The organism is Streptomonospora halophila (assembly GCF_039542725.1).
Taxonomy (GTDB): domain Bacteria; phylum Actinomycetota; class Actinomycetes; order Streptosporangiales; family Streptosporangiaceae; genus Streptomonospora; species Streptomonospora halophila.
Genome location: NZ_BAABIK010000028.1, coordinates 50338 through 66453, shown reverse-complemented (window position 1 = coordinate 66453; position 16116 = coordinate 50338). Strand labels below are relative to the sequence as shown.

Sequence of the window (16116 nt, the reverse complement as noted above, 5' to 3'; positions counted from 1 at the left end):
CGCCCGGTGAGCGCGCCGCGTGGCCTGATCCGGCCGCGGAAACCGGGTTTGCGACCGCGGTACGCGGTTGAGCACGAGGAAAGCCGCGCGCGGGCCGGCACGGGCGTCGCCGGCCCCGGGTGCTCTGAGTGCCGAGAGGTGTTCTCAGCGTCATGGCAGGGTCGGGGGCGGGTAAAAGGCGCCCATGGACGCACACAAGTCGGGCATCCGTGTCCACTGCACAAGAATCGCGGCCTGCCTGGCCTTCGCGGCCGTGGCCGCGGGCGGGTGGACCGCGACGGCGCATGCGGCGGTCCCCTCCACGGCGCCTCCGGCGGCCGACTCCCAGCAGGCCGGGAAGCCGCTGCTCAGCCTGGGCGACTCCGGACCAGCGGTGCGCGAGGTCGAGCAGCGGCTGAAGGAGCTGGGCTACTGGCTGGGGCCGGTCGACGGCGAGTACGACGTCCGCACCAGCCAGGCGGTCTTCGCCGTCCAGAAGGCGGCGGGGATCGCCCGCGACGGCGTGGTGGGCCCTGACACCCGGGCGGCGCTCGCCGAGGGCGCGGTCCCCGAGGCGGACAGCACCTCGGGCGAGGTCCTCGAAGTCGACCTGGACCGCCAGCTGCTGCTGGTCGTCCGCGACGGCGAGGTGCGGCACGTGCTGAACACCTCCACGGGATCGGGCGAGACCTACACGTCGCAGGGGCAGACCAAGGTCGCGGTGACGCCCGCCGGCGAGTACGGGGTCTTCCGCCGCGTCGACGGCTGGGACGACGGCCCGCTCGGATCGCTGTACCGACCCGCGTACTTCAACGGCGGCATCGCCGTGCACGGCTACTCCTCGGTGCCGCCCTACCCGGCCTCCCACGGTTGCGTGCGGGTGAGCCTGCCCGCCATGGACTGGCTGTGGGCCGACGGCCACGTCACCAACGGCACGCCGGTCCTCGTGCGCTGACCGTCCCCGGCCCGGCCCCGCTGTCCCGGGGCCCGCTCCGCCCCTCCCCTCTCCGCGGGAGCCCGCCGGGAACCCCCGGGCGGGCTCCCGCGGACCCGCGGTGCCCGGCCCTCCGGTTCGCCTGAATCGTTTTCTCTCCTTCGCCGCAGGTCGCCCCGCGCGGGCCTCGGCGACTGCGCGAAGACGGGTTGCCACCCTGTGTGTCCGTTGCCATACTCACGACACCGGTAAGCGCTTACCAAGCGGTCCCGCAGTGGCACTGCTTCTCATTTCCCCCAGTGACAGGAGTGAACGATGGGACTCCCCAGCGCACGATCCGGCGCAGCCGCCGGCAGCCGCAGCCCCGCCCTGATCGCCGGAGGCGCGGGCGCCGCGCAGGCGCACGACGGACAGCCGGCGGGCGCCGAAGCCCAGACCGCCGCCGCGGACTCCCCGGCGGCCAAGGCCGCCTGCGGCGACGGCTCCCACGAAGCCGAGTCGGTCCTCAGCGGCGGCACCTGGACCTCCCGCAACGGCGATGAAACGGTTTACACCGGCGGCGACATGCTGGAGGCGATGCGCGCCGCCGTCGGCAGCCTGACGTCCGGCCGGAACTCGACGGAGAGCGTCGTCGTGCGCGGCTCCGGCTCGATGGGCGCCGGCGAGTCCCTGGACCTGCCCAGCCACACCTCCCTGGAGGTCTGCGGCACCATCGACGTGACCGGCGCCCCGAGGGGCGACAACGCGGTCGTGCGCGCCCGCGGCGTCCACGACGTCGCGGTCCCGCACCTCAGCGTCACCGGCGCCCCCTACTTCGGGGATCTTCGTCCGCAACGGCGAGAACATCCACCTCGGCCGGATCGACCTGCGGCTCTCCGGCGGGCTCGGTATCCGCATCGACAACCACGGCGACCGCAGCGAGCCCACCCGCAACGTCACCATCGACGACGTCTACGTCTCGGGCACCGACAACCACGGTGTCGAGACCTACGGAGTCGACGGGCTCGACATCGGCACCGTCGTCGCCCGCGACACCGCCTACTCCGGGCTGCTGCTCAACGACACCACCAACGCCGAGGTCGGCACCGTCGACGGCGAGGGAACCGGCACCGGCACCGGATACGCGGCCTTCCGCATGGCCAACCGCAACGGCCGCATCGGCGACTCCTACCCGACGAACATCCACGTGGAGGAGGTCATCGCCCGCGGCGGCGGACGCGGCCTGTTCTGCGTGTCCGAGAGCGGCGGCGCCGTGGTCGACCGGGTCGACATCGCCGGCACCGGCAGCAACGCGATGCTGCTGGAGAACTGCTACAACGTCACGATCGCCGCCGAGTCGGGGTCGGTCTCCGGGCCGGGCGACATCCGCATCGCCTCCCGCGACGAGTTCCCCGTCTCGCGCGACATCACGCTGCAGAACCTCACGGTCACCGACTCTGCGATCAACGAGAACCCCTGCGGCGAAGACATCACTGTCCGAAACAACACATTCGTCAACAGCGGCCGCAACGTCTGCTGACCCGCGGACCCGCGTCCGGGCCGGGTGCGGCCCCGCTGCGCCCGACCCGGACGCGCTTCCCGGCGGCGCGGCCGCCGCCGCCCTGCGCCCGTCACCGGAGCGTGCCAGGCTCTCCCTCGACCTCCGTCGCCGCAGCCGCGCGGCGGAGCCGAGTGTGAGGAGTCCGCAGTGGCCGACGACCCCCAGTCCTACGCGCCGCGCCTGGCCGGCGACCCGCGTACCGAGCCCCTCGGAACGGGCGGCGAGCGCGAGACGCTCACGGCGTTCCTCGACTGGCACCGCCGCACCTTGGAGCTCAAGTGCGCGGGTCTGGGTCCCGAGCGGATGTCCGAACGCGCCGTGCCGCCGTCGGAGCTGTCGCTGCACGGGCTGGTGCGCCATCTGGCGGGCGTCGAGCGCTGGTGGTTCCGCATCCAGTTCGCCGGCGAGGACGTCCCGCTGCTTCACTACAGCGACGACGATCCCGACCTCGACTTCCACGGCACCGGCGGCGACCCGGCCGATGCGCTGGCCGAGTGGCGGGACGAGGTCGACGCCTCCCGCCGGATCGTCGCGGCGGCGCCGCTGGAGCGCACCGGGATCCGCAGGCGTACCGGGACCCCCGTCTCCCTGCGCGCCGTCCTGGTGCACATGATCGCCGAATACGCCCGGCACAACGGGCACGCCGATCTGCTGCGGGAACGGTTGGACGGAAGTACTGGAATGTGAGTCGCGAATCTCCCGGTCAGGGGCGTGGAAAACCGGTCGCAAAGGATTGGGAATGCCGACAGGGGGAGCTGTTCGCCCTTCGGAATCCGGACGGCGGAGCGGAATCGTCGCGTGATTTCCAGGACGGGGGCGAACCGGGAGTCCGGCGCGGGGAATTCGCCGCCGGGGTTTTTTTTACCCGGCCGCGGGCGGCCCGCCCGCGGACCGTGGGTCCGCCGGGCGGGCCGCGTCGCTGCGGCGGTTCCGGTCAGGCGGCGCCGACGTTGACGTCGACGCAGGAGTAGAACGCGTTGGCGGTGTCGGCGACGTTCCACACGGCCAGGATCTTCTGCTGGCCGCTGTAGCCGCTCAGGTCCACGTGGTGGGTGACGGTGGCCGGCGGCTGCGCTCCGCCGTCGTTGAAGGAGGCCACCATGTCGTCGCCGATGAAGTACTGCCACGTCGCGGTGGAGTGCTGGGCGGTCAGCGACCAGGTGAAGTCGAGGCTGTTGCCGACCGGCGTGACCTCCCACCCCTTGCTGTCGTCGTCGAGCTCGGCGAATCGGCCGTTGCCGCCGCTGCAGCTGGTCAGGCCCTTGGGGCCCTCGACGCTCTGCGGCTCCCACTTGATCTGGCCGCAGTCGACGGTCCCCGCCGCGCACTGGGCCTGGCGGCTGGGCGGCGAGGAGACGTAGCCGTGCGCGCTGGCGACGCCCGCGGGCAGCAGCGCGAACAGCAGCGGGGTGGCGGCCGCGACGGCCGCGGTCGAGAAGCTGGCCTTCTTCAGGTTCATGGAAGTCCTTCGTGTCGGGAGGCGCCGCCCCGTTGCGGCCGGCTTGGCGGCCGTGCATCGGATCGGGCGGGGCGCCGCCGTAGCGGGGTAGTCGGGGCGGGAGGACCCGATGCGGTCCTCCGCGCGGTCCGGCGCCCGGCCGGGGGTACCGGTGACCGCGGGAACGGGCGCCGCCGCCGCGGGAAGAGCCGGTCCCCCTCGGCTGCGCAGGCGCGCATTCCACGACGTGCGGAATTTCCGCACTCGGTGGCGAACGGCGCCGTCCGTGAATTCCGGAGGCCGCCGACCCGGCCCCTCGGAGAATTCATGTCCACCGAGTGGTCCTGACGCTAAATGCAGTGCCACAGCCCGTCAAGGCGCGGACGCACCAGGTGATTTCACCGAATTGGCCGCCTGCGGGCGCCGATTTCCGCCCACTCGGCGCCGACCGGTCTCGTCCGGTCGCAATTCCGGTTCCGGCGTCCAACCAGCACCGTCGCCGCAGCGGTGCGCCTGCTGGTCTAGACCGCGGACACGGCCCGCCTCATCGTGCTGTCGAGTCGAGGGCCTGCCACTGAGGTAAGAATGATGTAACCACCCCGTTACCCTTTCTTCCGGGTCGGCGACACGGTAGACAGGAACGGACAGGCCCGCAGACAGCGGTGCCGCCCACCGCTCGGTGGCCGGAGTGCTCCGGCACCCGGCGGCTTCGCCGACCCGCCCGCCGCCATGGCGCTGCAGTCCGCGAACACACGCGACCGGACGCGACCCCTGCGCCGCATTGCCTCGGATCGCGCTGGGCAGTGCCGGAGGGAGACGCCGGGGGATGGCTCGGCCGGCACCGCCCGGCGGGCACCGCGGCAGGAGCGTCCGCTCGGCGGCGACGGGGGATGGGAGGACAGGTGGCAAGCATGATCGATCCGGACGGCGCTGAGAGCGTCGCGGCCGACCCCATCGAGGGGGCCGCAGCCGACGCCGTCGAGGGGGCCGCAGCCGACGCCGTCGAGGAGGCCGCAGCCGACGCCGTCGAGGAGGCCGCAGCCGACGCCGTCGACGGGGCCGCGGCCGATTCGGTGGAAGCCGAAACGGTCGCCGCGGCAGCGGCCGCGGCCGCCCCCGGCCGGGAGGGCCAGGACGTCGCGAGGGCCTTCGCCGAGTTCGCGCGGGATCTGCTCCAGCACGAGACGGTGCAGTCGACCCTGGAGGAGATCACCGCCCTGGCGGTCTCCGAGGTCGACGGCTGCGAGTTCGCCGGCGTCTCCGTGGTGGAGAAGCGGAAGAACATCAGCACCTACGGCGCGACCGACCCCGTCGTCGAGCAGGTCGACGCGATCCAGTACCGCACCGGCGAGGGCCCGTGCATCGAGGCGATCTGGGTGCGCGAGGTGTTCGCCGTCGAGTCCGTCGCCGAAGAGACCCGCTGGCCCAAGTTCACCGCCGAGGCGGCACCGCTGGGTGTCGAGAGCATGTGCTCGTTCCAGCTGTTCACCCACGACGACATCCTCGGCGGCCTGAACCTCTACTCCTCCCAGCCCCGGGTCTTCGGCGTCGACGCCTATGAGATCGGGCAGATCCTCGCCGCCCACGCCGCGGTGGCGCTGGCCAACGTGCAGACCCAGCACAACCTCCAGCGCGCCATCCGCACCCGCCAGCGCATCGGCGAGGCCACCGGCATCCTGGTGGAGCGCTACAAGGTCACCGACCGCCAGGCGTTCAGCCTGCTGGCCAAGGCGTCTCAGAACCTCAACGTGAAGCTGAGCGTGCTCGCCGACGAGCTCGTGCACACCGGCAGCTTCCCCGGCGGCAACTGACCGCACCGAGCACCCGAATCCGGGTCATCCGGACGGCGGCCCCACCTCGACCGCGCGCTCGGCCGCCGCGGGCGCGTAGAACTCCAGCAGCGCCTCGGCCTCCGCCCGCATCGCGGCCTCGTCGGCGCCGCTGAGGCGCCGGAAAGGCCGCACGTGCAGGACCGCGGTGCGCCGCCGTACGTTGATGCGCCAGCCGCCGGCGGCGAACCCGTCGAGCAGGACCAGGCCGGGATCGAGGCCGTTCGCGGCGGTGAAGCCGTGTTCGCGCAGGTCCACGGTGACGAGGCGGTCCAAGTCGGCGTAGGACCAGCGCAGGTTGTCGAAGTCGTAGAGGAAGCGCACCGGTGCGGGGGTTTCGGCGTCGGGCCGCGGCGCGTCCGGCAGGTCGAACAGCTCCCGCCCGTCCTCGGAGCGGAACACCCTCAACCGCGGGCGCAGCTCGTCGACGACCTCGCCCAGGCGGGTCAGCCCGCACCACTTCTGGACGTCGAGCACCGAGGCGGGGCCGAACGCCGCGAGGTAGCGCAGGACCAGGTGCTCAAGGCTGAAGGGCTCGGGAAGCGGACGGCCCAGCCAGGCCTCGGCGGGCGCATGCGCCGCCTGCCCGCTGCGGCCCCACTGCCCGCGCGGGGGTACCTGCACGAGCGGTACGAGTGTCCGGCCCCACTGCGCGAGTGCCTGCGGATCGCGCTCGCCCCAGCCCGCGGAGCGGCCGTGCGCGGCCAGCCGGGCGCCGAGCTCGCTGAAGGTCAGCGGACCCTCCTGCAGCACCGCGCGGGCCGCCTTCTCCACCTCGGCCGCATCGAGGCCGGCGACCCTGCGCCCGAAGGCCGATCGGAACATCCGCTCGTGGACGGGCTCCATCAGCGGGCGCAGGCGCACCGCGTCGTCGGCGGTCAGCAGGTGGATCGTGGAGCGCATGACCGGTATCCGCACGATCGCCCCCGAGCCCAGCAGCTCGGAGGTGGGCTCGGGCGCGTAGTCGGCCAAGCGCGCCCACAGGCCCGTGTACCAGGTGTGGGGGGTCTGTGCCTGGAGGCCCACCAGGTGCGAGAGGGCCTGTTCGGGCGGCATCGCCGAGCGGCGCAGCAGGAGCTGGCGCTCCAGCGTGGCCCGGTTCAGGCTGCGGCGGCCGAGCACCGCGGGTTCGCTCATGGCAGCAGGATACGGACCGACGCCGACACCCGCCCGCCCGCGCGGACCCTCAGCCGTCGGACTCGGCGGTGTGCTCGCTGGAGGCGGCGGAGCCGGACTCGGCGGTGACGATGGCGACGTCGGAGTCGGCCTCGCGCAGCCGCCGCGCCCGGTCGAGCCAGAGGCGCTTGCGGCGGGCGAGCCGCCGCTTCGTGCTCACCCGCGCGTAGCGCGCGAGGTCGCCCGCCGAGGGCCGGGGAGCCCCCGACAGCTCGTAGCCGTTCTCGCGCAGCCGCCTGCCGAGAACGGCCTCGGCCAGCGCCGCCTCCCACGGGTCCAGCCGGTCCTGCCAGGATCCGGAGCTGGAGGCGTTGACGTCGCGGCTGGTGTTGCTGTGCCAGGTCTTGAACTTGGGCACCGCGCTCTTGGCCACGCGGCGCGGCTCGCACATCGCGGGGTCGAACTCCTCGCCGAGGAAGTCGCACAGCGCCGACAGCTCGCGCGCCGGGTCGGCGACGAGGTCCTCGTAGCGCAGCTGGTGGAAGGTGTCGGGCCCCAGGCGGCGGACGGCGGTGCGGCCGTAGTCGATCGCCTCGGCCCACGTCGAGATCGCGTGGTAGCTGGTCTGCTTGTACCAGGGCATCTGCTTGAGCGAGCCGACGCAGTCGCGCCCGTCGCGGATCAGGTGGACGAACTGCGCGTGCGGGAACATCCGCCGCAGCTCGTCGACCGCCTGGTAGTAGCCCGGCCGCTTGTCGCCCCAGCGCTCCTTGCCGAAGCGGCGCGCGTACTGGCGCAGCACGGTGCCCAGCGCCGAACCGACGGTCGGCGGGCCGTCGACGATGGCGGCCACCGTCTCGTCGCGGTCCAGCTTCAGGTCGCGGTAGCGGGTGTTGCGCGGGCCCGTGACCGCCTCGGCGAGTCTGCGGCGGTTCGCGCCGTCCTTCAGGTCGCCGAACTCGGCGCGGCGGCGGTAGACGTCCAGCATGAACCGGGTCTCCGGCGGGATCGCGAGGCGCGGGTGCGCGTGCAGCATCAGCTGCAGGAGGGTCGTGCCCGACCGGGGGCAGCCGATGACGAAGATCGGGCGCTCGGCGGGGGAGGGCCAGCCGTCCACAGGTGAGCCACCGCCCATCGTTGTGAAATCAGGATGCGGAATGCGGGATCGGCCCGGCGGGCCGGTGATCAAGACAGACTATCGGCCGCCGAGCCTCGGGCCCGAAACACCGGATCGGCGGTGTCGGCGCCGAATCGACGGTGGCGGCATCCCGCGGCGGCGGGGGTGCCGCTGCGGTGCGGGAGCACCGTCTGGCATGCTTGCCGGCTCACAGGGCCGCCGGTCGGAGCGGCGGCGAGAAAGAGGGGAACCCCATGGTCGCGGACACAGGACCACAGGCGCAGGTGGCCGGCGCGGCGGCCCGGCCCGCCACCCGCGCCGACTGGCTGCGGCCGTCCCAGGTGCTGCGCTTCGCCTGGCAGGAGGCGCTCTCCTGCCTGTTCGCGGTGTGCCTGTTCGCGGGACTGGCGCTCTCGTCGGTCGTGCCGCTGCCCATCGCCCGCTACGACGCACTGCTGCTCTACGGCATCGCGCTGACCGCGGTGTTCTGGGCGACCCGCCTGGAGACCGGGTCCGAGGCACTCGCAGTCGCCGGGTTCCACGTTGTGGGGCTGGTGTTCGAGTTGGTCAAGGTGCACATGGGGTCGTGGAGCTACCCGGAGGAGGCGCTGACCAAGATCGGCGGTGTGCCGCTGTACAGCGGGTTCCTCTACGCCGCCGTGGGCAGCTACGTTTGCCAGGCCTGGCGGCGGCTGGACCTGGAGTTCGCCGGCTACCGCCGGGTCGCCACGGCGCTGGTCGCCGCCGCGATCTACACCAACTTCCTGACCCACTACTGGCTTCCCGACGTGCGCGTGGTGCTCGCCGCCGCCATGGTCGCCGCCACCTGGGGGGTGATGGTGCGCTTCACCGTGGGCGCGGTGCGCTACCGGATGCCGCTCGCGCTGTCGTTCGTGCTGATCGGCTTCTTCCTGTGGGTGGCAGAGAACATCGCGACGTTCCTGGGGGCCTGGGAGTACCCCCACCAGGCCGACGTGTGGCGCCTGGTGCACCCGGCCAAGTTCGGGGCCTGGGCGCTGCTGGTCACGGTGGCCTGCGTGATCGTCGCCACCTGGAAGTACGCCGGCCGCGAACGCGCCGTGCCGCCCCGGTGAGCGCCGCGGTCCCCGCTGCCGGGCCGGCGCGGTAGATTGCCCGGCGTGGGAACGAGCGGAGAGCAGGCCGCGGCGCAGCGGTCGGTGCTGATCTACACAGACGGGGCCTGCGCCGGAAACCCGGGGCCGGGCGGTTGGGGCGTGGTGCTCCACTACGGAGAGCACTCCAAGGAGCTCTACGGCTGTGAGACCCGGACGACCAACAACCGCATGGAGCTCATGGCGGCCATCATGGCGCTCGAGGCGCTGAAGCGGCCGCTGGCGGTGAGCCTGCACACCGACAGCACCTACGTGCGCAACGGCATCACCTCCTGGATCCGCGGCTGGAAGCGCTCGGGCTGGATGACCAGCGGGAAGAAGCCGGTGAAGAACGCCGACCTGTGGCAGCGCCTGGACGCCGCCGCCCAACGGCACGAGGTCCGGTGGAACTGGGTGCGCGGGCACAGCGGGGACAGCGGCAACGAGCGCGCCGACGCGCTGGCCTGCCGCGGCAGGGACGAGGCGCGCGGGGGCTGAAGGCGCCTCCGGTACCGCGGAGCGGCTGCGCCCCGCCGCCGGCCGCGGCGGCGACTCGGGCGCGGAACCCGCCGTTGCCGGGCGCCGCCGGGACTCGGCGTCCGCGCCGAAGCGCGGACGGGAGCCCGCCCGGGGCCACCCGGACCCGCCGCCCCCGGAAGCCGCGGCGAGGGGCCGCTCCGAGCGAAACCGATCGCCGCACCGCCGCCCCCGCCTGGGCAACCGGCGCAACGCCGCACCGCCGCGCGCGCTGCGCGCGCCGCTCTCGGTCGCGGTGGCCGCCGAGGCCCGGGCTCCGGCGATCGCCGGGGGCGTCGGGCAGGAATCGGCGGCGGCGCGCAGCGGGCTCGTACGGCTCGGTCCGGGCGTCAGCCGGAAGCGCTCCCGGACCCCTCCGGCTCCGCGGCGTCCTCCGCGAGGCTGCGGTGCTTGCGGGCGACGACAGCCGCGACCGCCGGCGGGACCGCGGCCAGCGCCGCCAGGCGCATCCACGGACGGTCGAACACGTGTCTTGTCGCCTCGTCCAGCGACAGCCGCCCGGGGCCCTGGGCGACCAGGGCCGTCGCGCTCAGCGCGATCAGCGCCGGGTACTCCAGCCCGCCCTCGGTGTTGAAGAAGCCGTTGGGTGCGTGCGTCTCGGCCGCCACGCCCATGGCCCCGGCCGCCGCCGCGCCGCCTGCCGGAGTGCCCAGTCCGAGCGCGAGCGCCGCGCCGCCCGCCGCCTCGCACAGGCCGGCGACCGTCGCCATGGGGCGGCCCGGCCGGTAGCCCATGCCGTGGAACCCGCTCGCTGCGGCGTCCAGGCCGCCGCCGCCGAACCAGCCGAAGAGCTTCTGCGTGCCGTGGGCGAACAGCGTCGCCCCCAGCCCGGTGCGGATGGCCAGGGCGGCCACGTCCCCCGTCGTCACGCGTTTCATCATGAGAACCTCCACGCGTCCTTCCGCTGCGACTTGCGCCCGGCCCCCGGCGACGGGTGCGCAGGCGGTCGGTCCCGGCGCCTGCTACCCGGTTGGTGGGACCGCAAGCGAGAAGACCACGCGGGCCGGGGCGCGGACCGGTGGAAAACGCCGCGCCCCGCTCAGGTGACGGCGGCGATGACCACCAGGACGGTCGCGACGGCGGCGAAGACCAGGCCGAAGAGCAGGGTCAGCACCGGGGCGAGCAGGAGGCGCCCCGGTCCGCCCACCGTGAAGCCGGTCGGGTCGGCGGGCTGGTAGGTGATCTCGACCCGCTGTCCCGGGCGGTTGCGGTCGAAGCCGGGGGTGTCGGGCGCGCGCCGGTGCACCCGGCGGCCGTCGGGCAGGGTGAACCGGACCGCGTAGGGGTGCACCCGGGTCGTCGACGGTCCGTCGTCGTCGCTGGAGCGGCGGATCTCGGTCCACGTCTGCGTGATGACGCCCTCGGCCGTGGTGGAGACGCGGCGCCTGCCCACCGCTGTGGCGAGGAAGTCGGCGCCGGCTCCCGCGATCGCCGCGGCCGCCGCGAAGAACACCAGGGCGCTCCCGAGGAGGAAGTACCGCGTGTAGGCGGGGTCGTAGGGTCCGTACAGGGTCGGGGCGAGGGCGAACATGATGAGGCCCCACGCCAGCAGGACCGCCGTCACGGCCGCGAGGGCGCGGATCAGCCGACGGCGCAGCGGGGAGCGCTCGGCCTTCTCGGCGCCCGCGACACCGTGCAGGTAGGGGTTGTCCGTGATCTCGACGTTGGCGGGGTCCTCCGGGTCGAACAGGACCTCCACGCGCCACCCCTCGGCGGGGACGATCCCGCCGAAGCCGCCGGTGAACCGGTGCTCGTAGCCGCGCCCGGCGGGGTCGGCGTAGGCGAGCACGAACGGCTGCTCGAACGCGCCGCGCGTCTCGGGGATCGCCGGTTCGACCGCGGTCACCGTCGCCCGCGTGCGGACGCCGTGCTCGGCGCGGCGCTGCCGTCGGCGCCGCGCGCGCAGGCCCAGCACGGTGAACAGCGTGCCGAAGAGCGCGAATGCGGCGCCCAGCGCGACGACGACCACAACGGCGACAGACAAGGGGGCACCCGCTTTCCACGGCCGCGGACTCGGCGCAGAGGGCACCCTACCGTCCGCGGTGCGGAGCGCAGCGCCCGGTAGGCAGGGGCGCGGTCAGCCGGCGGCGGAGTCCACGGCCTCGAGCACGTCCTTCCACTGCGGCAGCCGGTCCTCGGTAGGCGCATCGGGGTCGAAGAGGACGCGGGCGCCCATCCCGCGCAGCGTCTGCACACTGGCGCCGGCGGCGGGGTGGCGGGCCAGCGGCCCGTTCAGGTGGGGCACGCAGACCGTGGGGACGCCGTGGCCGAGCATCTCGCAGGCGACCGCGACCGCCATGGTGTCGGTGAACCCGGAGGCGATCTTGTTCAGCGAGTTGAAGGTGAGCGGGCAGGCCAGCAGGGCGTCCGGCGGCAGCAGACGCTCGCCGGTGCCGGGGAGCCGGAAGTCCACCCGCACCCGGTCGCCGCTGATACCGGCCAGCTCGTGGACGTCGTGGAAGCGGGTGCCCATCGGTGAGCAGATCACGGTGACGGCCCATTCGCGCTCCCGCGCCTGCCGCACGAGGTCGGCCACGCTCTCGCGCGGCGAAGAGGCTCCGGTCACCACCAGGTACAGGGTGCGGTCGTCCATGGGCCGAGTCTAGGTAGTCCGCGCCACCTGTTCGGACCCGTCCCGGGCGGCCCCGGCCTCGCGCCGGGGCCGCCGCCTGCGGGAGGCGGTCCCCGCCCCCGCCCGGTGCCCGGTTCAGCCGGACGAGGGCCGCCGGCGCCCGTGCGGGGCGGGGGCGTCTGCGCGGGTGCGCCGGTCGCGCAGGCGCGTCAGCCGACGAGGTCGGGCCGGTAGTGCCGGAGCTGGGCCAGCAGCGGGTTGGCCGAGTTCGCGGGGCCGGCTGCGGAGAACGACACGGCGACCGGTTCGCGGCCTGCGGCGTCGCGGGGCTGCTGCGCCAGGTGGTTGCGCAGGTGGGCGGGTGTCGAGTGCGGCAGCCAGCGGTGGCCCCAGCCGATGATCCCCTGGGTGCGGACGGCGGGCGCCTTCGCGGCGAGCGTGCGGCCGGCGTCGGGACTGACGTCGCGGATGCTGGGGCCGCGATCGTCCTCCACCGTGCCCACGCCGGTGATGTCGGCCCACCGCAGGCGGACCACGAAGCCCATCCGGTCGCGCAGCTCCACTCCGGTGGGCGAGGCCGCGACCGTGGTTTGGGTGAACATGCGGCGGACCTTGGACGCGAGTACGGCGGCGAGACCTGCGTCCACCGCGAGCCCCAGCAGCACCGCCGGTACGAGGGCGATCGGCCCCGAACCGGCGAAGGGGGAGAACAGCGCCGTGCCCATCGGCGGCACCACCGCGAAGACCGCGATGAAGGCGGGTGTCCAGGGCAGCATCCGGCGCGCGTAGTCGTTCGCGGTCGCCTCGGGGCGCAGGTGGGTCACGGTCGGATGGTCGGCCGGCGGCCACTCGTCGTGCCCTTGCCGGTGACGGTCGGGATGGGACGATCGCGGAGGTCGGGGAGGGTGTGCCATGGCCGAAAGGATAGGGCCCGGGCGACGGAGCGCCACCCGGCTCTCCCTGAGAGTGATCGGGAGCAACCGCCGACGGGGCGCTCCCGCGCCCGGGTCCGCTCGGCGGAACGGGCCCGGCCGGGGTCACCGCTTCCGCTCGTCGCTCGGCGCGCAGCCGTGCTCGTCGCGGCGGCGTTCGAGCATGACGGTGTCGCGCCAGACGCCGTGGTGCCTGCCGATGCGCTCGCGCACGCCCAGCGTGCGGAAGCCCGCGCTGCGGTGCAGGGCGAGGCTGGCCTTGTTCTCGGGGAATATCGCGGTCTGCAGGGTCCACAGGCCGCCGGCGTCGGCGGCGGTGACCTGCCTGTGGATCAGGGCCTTGCCGACGCTGCGGCCGCGGGCGGACTCGGCGACGTAGACCGAGGTCTCGGCCACGCCCGCGTAGACCGCGCGGTCGGACACGGGCGCCGCCGCGGCCCAGCCGACGGGCTCGTCCGCGCCGTCGAGTACGGCGACCCATCGGTGGTCGGCCAGCCACCTGGCGTCGAGCTCGCCGGCGGGCGGGACCTCCGTCTCGAAGGTGGCGTCGCCGGTGGCGATGCCTTGGGCGTAGATGCGGCGCACCGCGTCGAGGTCGCCGCGCCGCATGGCGCGCACGGTCACGTCGGAGGGCAGGTCGGTGGGGCAGCACGGCCGGGAGTCGAGCAGTCCCATCACGGCGTCGGCGGCGTGCGGCAGGCCGGTGCAGCAGGCCGGGTTGATCAGCACGCGGGTGGAGGTGCCCGACTTGGTGAGCGTGACGAACCCGACGTCGGCGAGTTTGCGCAGGTGGTGGGACACGGTGGGCTGGCGCAGGCCCAAGGCCTCGGCGAGCCCGCCGACCGTCGCGGCGTCGGGCGCGGAGGCGATGGTGTGCAGGAGGCGGACCCGCGCGGGCTCGGCCAGGCAGGCGAACCAGGCGGCATAGGTCTCGGCGTCCGCGGCGGCGAGCGTCGGCAGCGAGGGAGACGAGATCGGAGCGGTCATACCCCCATTATCGACCACGGTCAATGGTTGCGCCCATCAGTGAGCTCCGCGCTGCTGAGGGATGCCCTGCTGAGGGACGCGGTGGCGCGGACAACGGGTCCGCGGCTTCCTCGTCGCCGCCGCCGTGGCCGGTCACGCCGGCTGCGCACGGTGGTGCCGTAGTCCGTCGGATGCGGGGGAGCGCTGCCGCCATGGCTTGGAAGCCTCCGCCTGAGCTGTACGCGCCCGCCATCGGCGCGCCGCCGTCGAACACCGGCGTCGCGGAGCCCTGGCACGGGTTCACCGGCAGAGGGCGGTACGGGGTACGTGCCGTCAGGCCTGCGGGGCGCCGCGGGCTGCGGCCCAAATCGCAACCCCGGCCTTACCCGGAAGCTCCCCGGGCGAAGTAGATGCAGGTGAAGCGTGGTGGCCCCAGGAGGATTCGAACCTCCGACACCCACTTTAGGAGAGTGGTGCTCTGTCCCCTGAGCTATGAGGCCGGAACCGGGGACCAGCCTAGCGGAGGATGGGGGGCCGGTGGGCGGCTGAACGGCGGGCCCACTACCTACCCTTGCAGGCGGTCAGGTTGTCACGGCAAGTCTGTGGTCTTGGTCACATTTGGCCTGTGAGGCGCTCAACGGAGGTTGCGGTGCTGTAACGGCCGTAGCCTGGGACGCGGAATGAACCACCGGTGACCTGCCGTTTCGCAACGACATCGACGCAGATGCGCGGTGTCGGACCCTCAGACTCCCCCCGTGTCCGCCGGAGAATCCATCTCGGTCCGTCCAATAGTGGACATGTAGTAACTTGCGATGCGGCCACGTGCACCACCGATTACTCGCAACCGGAGGACCTCCTCGTGCCGTTCAACCTCGATTCGACGCGGCCATCGGCCCGCGTTCAGCGAATCGGGTCCTCCCGCTCCTCACTGGCACTGCTCGCACGCGCGCGCAGGCACGGGGGGCTTTCGGTGATCGTCGCCCTCATCATCGCACTCTTCCTGGTGCCTGGTGCTGAAGTCGCCTTCTCACCCGTTAGCTCTCCCGCTTCCGCTGATTCCAAGCTCGACAAGCTGAAGAAGAAGGCGGACGAGGCCAAGGATGAGTTGGAGAAGGCCACCGACGAGTACACCAAGCAGGAAGACGAGCTGAACGACGCCCAGGACAAGCTGGTCTCCACGCTGCACGACCTCCAGCAGACCGAGCTGCGCCTGGCCGACATGCGCGAACCGCTGGCCCAGCTGGGCAGCACGCTCTACATGCAGCCCAACGCTGGTGTCCTGGGCATCCTGACCTCCGGCAAGCTGCAGCAGGATCTGCAGGTCGAGTCGCACGTGCTCAAGCTCGCCGACGACCGCCAGGCCATGCTGGACAAGGCGAGCGACCTGCGCGAAGAGCAGTCGGACCTGGCCGCCCAGGCCCAGGATCTGCAGACCGACACCCAGCTCAAGCGCGTCGAGCTTGAGGAGAAGCTGGACGGCCTGCGGGCCGAGTCCAAGGACAGCACGCAGGAGCTGACCAAGGAGCTCAAGGACCGCGGACTCGACCCCGAGGCCTACTTCGCCGGCGCCGAGTGCGACCCCTCGATCGCCGACAACGCCGACGGCTACCCCAACGGGCTGCTGCCGCAGAACAGCCTGTGCAAGCTGCACACGGACGGCGAGTTCCTGCGGGCCGACGCCGCGATCGACTTTCTGAAGATGAACCAGGCCTACACCGAGCGGTTCGGCGAGGGCATGTGCCTGACCAGCTCCTATCGCGACCTGTCCAACCAGCAGCGCCTCTACGCCACCAAGCCGCCCGGCATGGCCGCGGTACCCGGCACCAGCAACCACGGCTGGGGACTGGCCGTCGACCTGTGCGGCGGTGTGCAGTCTCAGGGCAGCGCGCAGTTCAACTGGCTGGAGGCCAATTCCACGAAGTGGAACTGGTTCCACCCGCAGTGGGCGTACTCCAACCCCTTCGAGCCCTGGCACTGGGAGTACGACGCCGAGCACGGCTGAGAGACGGTCGGGTAACCGGGTGACCACACGGTCGGGTCGGCT

16 protein-coding genes and 1 tRNA gene are annotated in these 16116 nt (G+C 73.0%); 7 read left to right on the top strand and 10 right to left on the bottom strand.

What is annotated here, in order from left to right; all coding sequences use genetic code 11:
- Positions 1-184 precede the first annotated feature (184 nt).
- A complete protein-coding gene (locus ABEA15_RS20645) occupies positions 185-934 on the top strand; it encodes a L,D-transpeptidase family protein (RefSeq protein ID WP_345558362.1) in 750 nt (249 codons plus the stop codon).
- A gap of 527 nt (positions 935-1461) precedes the next feature.
- Here the strand turns inward: ABEA15_RS20645 and ABEA15_RS20640 are convergent.
- A complete protein-coding gene (locus ABEA15_RS20640) occupies positions 1462-1626 on the bottom strand; it encodes a hypothetical protein (RefSeq protein WP_345558360.1) in 165 nt (54 codons plus the stop codon).
- Positions 1627-2048: 422 nt separating this feature from the next.
- Here ABEA15_RS20640 and ABEA15_RS20635 point away from each other — a divergent pair, with 422 nt between their 5' ends.
- Both ABEA15_RS20635 and ABEA15_RS20630 read left to right on the top strand, forming a co-directional pair.
- Complete coding sequence (locus tag ABEA15_RS20635; RefSeq protein WP_345558358.1) at positions 2049-2432, top strand: hypothetical protein; 384 nt, start codon at positions 2049-2051, stop codon at positions 2430-2432.
- A gap of 168 nt (positions 2433-2600) precedes the next feature.
- Positions 2601-3140 carry a DinB family protein gene (locus tag ABEA15_RS20630; RefSeq protein WP_425579421.1) on the top strand — a complete coding sequence of 180 codons (540 nt, stop codon included), beginning with the start codon at positions 2601-2603 and terminating at the stop codon, positions 3138-3140.
- A 247-nt stretch (positions 3141-3387) separates the two neighbouring features.
- Here the strand turns inward: ABEA15_RS20630 and ABEA15_RS20625 are convergent, their stop codons facing one another.
- A complete protein-coding gene (locus ABEA15_RS20625; protein ID WP_344141807.1) occupies positions 3388-3912 on the bottom strand; it encodes a lytic polysaccharide monooxygenase auxiliary activity family 9 protein in 525 nt (174 codons plus the stop codon).
- Positions 3913-4802: 890 nt separating this feature from the next.
- Here ABEA15_RS20625 and ABEA15_RS20620 point away from each other — a divergent pair.
- Positions 4803-5702 carry a GAF and ANTAR domain-containing protein gene (locus ABEA15_RS20620; RefSeq protein WP_345558356.1) on the top strand — a complete coding sequence of 300 codons (900 nt, stop codon included), beginning with the start codon at positions 4803-4805 and terminating at the stop codon, positions 5700-5702.
- Positions 5703-5726: 24 nt separating this feature from the next.
- Here ABEA15_RS20620 and ABEA15_RS20615 read toward each other — a convergent pair whose 3' ends face one another.
- Complete coding sequence (locus ABEA15_RS20615) at positions 5727-6857, bottom strand: winged helix DNA-binding domain-containing protein (protein WP_345558354.1); 1131 nt, start codon at positions 6855-6857, stop codon at positions 5727-5729.
- 49 nt (positions 6858-6906) lie between these two features.
- Positions 6907-7953: a sulfotransferase family protein gene (locus tag ABEA15_RS20610; RefSeq protein WP_345558352.1), complete on the bottom strand. Its 1047-nt coding sequence runs from the start codon at positions 7951-7953 to the stop codon at positions 6907-6909.
- A 254-nt stretch (positions 7954-8207) separates the two neighbouring features.
- Here ABEA15_RS20610 and ABEA15_RS20605 point away from each other — a divergent pair, with 254 nt between their 5' ends.
- Positions 8208-9047: a DUF817 domain-containing protein gene (locus ABEA15_RS20605; protein WP_344141801.1), complete on the top strand. Its 840-nt coding sequence runs from the start codon at positions 8208-8210 to the stop codon at positions 9045-9047.
- 45 nt (positions 9048-9092) lie between these two features.
- Complete coding sequence (rnhA, locus tag ABEA15_RS20600) at positions 9093-9563, top strand: ribonuclease HI (RefSeq protein ID WP_344141799.1); 471 nt, start codon at positions 9093-9095, stop codon at positions 9561-9563.
- A gap of 368 nt (positions 9564-9931) precedes the next feature.
- On the opposite strand, the gene ABEA15_RS20595 is transcribed toward rnhA, so the two are convergent.
- The 6 genes from ABEA15_RS20595 to ABEA15_RS20570 all read right to left on the bottom strand — a co-directional run bounded on the left by ABEA15_RS20595 (position 9932) and on the right by ABEA15_RS20570 (position 14572).
- Positions 9932-10471, bottom strand: a complete 540-nt coding sequence (locus ABEA15_RS20595; RefSeq protein WP_345558349.1) for a DoxX family membrane protein — start codon at positions 10469-10471, stop codon at positions 9932-9934.
- A 170-nt stretch (positions 10472-10641) separates the two neighbouring features.
- Positions 10642-11586, bottom strand: a complete 945-nt coding sequence (locus tag ABEA15_RS20590; protein WP_345558347.1) for a DUF3592 domain-containing protein — start codon at positions 11584-11586, stop codon at positions 10642-10644.
- Between the two features lie 93 nt (positions 11587-11679).
- A complete protein-coding gene (locus tag ABEA15_RS20585) occupies positions 11680-12195 on the bottom strand; it encodes a flavoprotein (protein WP_344141796.1) in 516 nt (171 codons plus the stop codon).
- 188 nt (positions 12196-12383) lie between these two features.
- Positions 12384-12998, bottom strand: a complete 615-nt coding sequence (locus ABEA15_RS20580; RefSeq protein WP_345558345.1) for a hypothetical protein — start codon at positions 12996-12998, stop codon at positions 12384-12386.
- 213 nt (positions 12999-13211) lie between these two features.
- Entirely contained in the window at positions 13212-14093 is an 882-nt protein-coding gene (locus tag ABEA15_RS20575) for a helix-turn-helix domain-containing GNAT family N-acetyltransferase (RefSeq protein WP_345558343.1), read from the bottom strand.
- 403 nt (positions 14094-14496) lie between these two features.
- Positions 14497-14572 (bottom strand) — tRNA-Arg (locus tag ABEA15_RS20570).
- Positions 14573-15042: 470 nt separating this feature from the next.
- Between ABEA15_RS20570 and ABEA15_RS20565 the strand changes: the two genes are divergently transcribed.
- Positions 15043-16074 (top strand): D-alanyl-D-alanine carboxypeptidase family protein, encoded by a 1032-nt coding sequence (locus tag ABEA15_RS20565; RefSeq protein ID WP_345558341.1) that lies wholly within the window; start codon positions 15043-15045, stop codon positions 16072-16074.
- Positions 16075-16116: the final 42 nt, after the last annotated feature.

Excerpts from the sequence above, each read along its gene's own strand:
- ABEA15_RS20645 (WP_345558362.1), top strand. The coding sequence starts at position 185 with ATGGACGCACACAAGTCGGGCATCCGTGTCCACTGCACAAGAATCGCG.
- ABEA15_RS20640 (WP_345558360.1), bottom strand. The coding sequence starts at position 1,626 with ATGGTGCCGCAGACCTCCAGGGAGGTGTGGCTGGGCAGGTCCAGGGAC.
- ABEA15_RS20635 (WP_345558358.1), top strand. The coding sequence starts at position 2,049 with ATGGCCAACCGCAACGGCCGCATCGGCGACTCCTACCCGACGAACATC.
- ABEA15_RS20625 (WP_344141807.1), bottom strand. The coding sequence starts at position 3,912 with ATGAACCTGAAGAAGGCCAGCTTCTCGACCGCGGCCGTCGCGGCCGCC.
- ABEA15_RS20620 (WP_345558356.1), top strand. The coding sequence starts at position 4,803 with ATGATCGATCCGGACGGCGCTGAGAGCGTCGCGGCCGACCCCATCGAG.
- ABEA15_RS20615 (WP_345558354.1), bottom strand. The coding sequence starts at position 6,857 with ATGAGCGAACCCGCGGTGCTCGGCCGCCGCAGCCTGAACCGGGCCACG.
- ABEA15_RS20605 (WP_344141801.1), top strand. The coding sequence starts at position 8,208 with ATGGTCGCGGACACAGGACCACAGGCGCAGGTGGCCGGCGCGGCGGCC.
- ABEA15_RS20585 (WP_344141796.1), bottom strand. The coding sequence starts at position 12,195 with ATGGACGACCGCACCCTGTACCTGGTGGTGACCGGAGCCTCTTCGCCG.
- ABEA15_RS20575 (WP_345558343.1), bottom strand. The coding sequence starts at position 14,093 with ATGACCGCTCCGATCTCGTCTCCCTCGCTGCCGACGCTCGCCGCCGCG.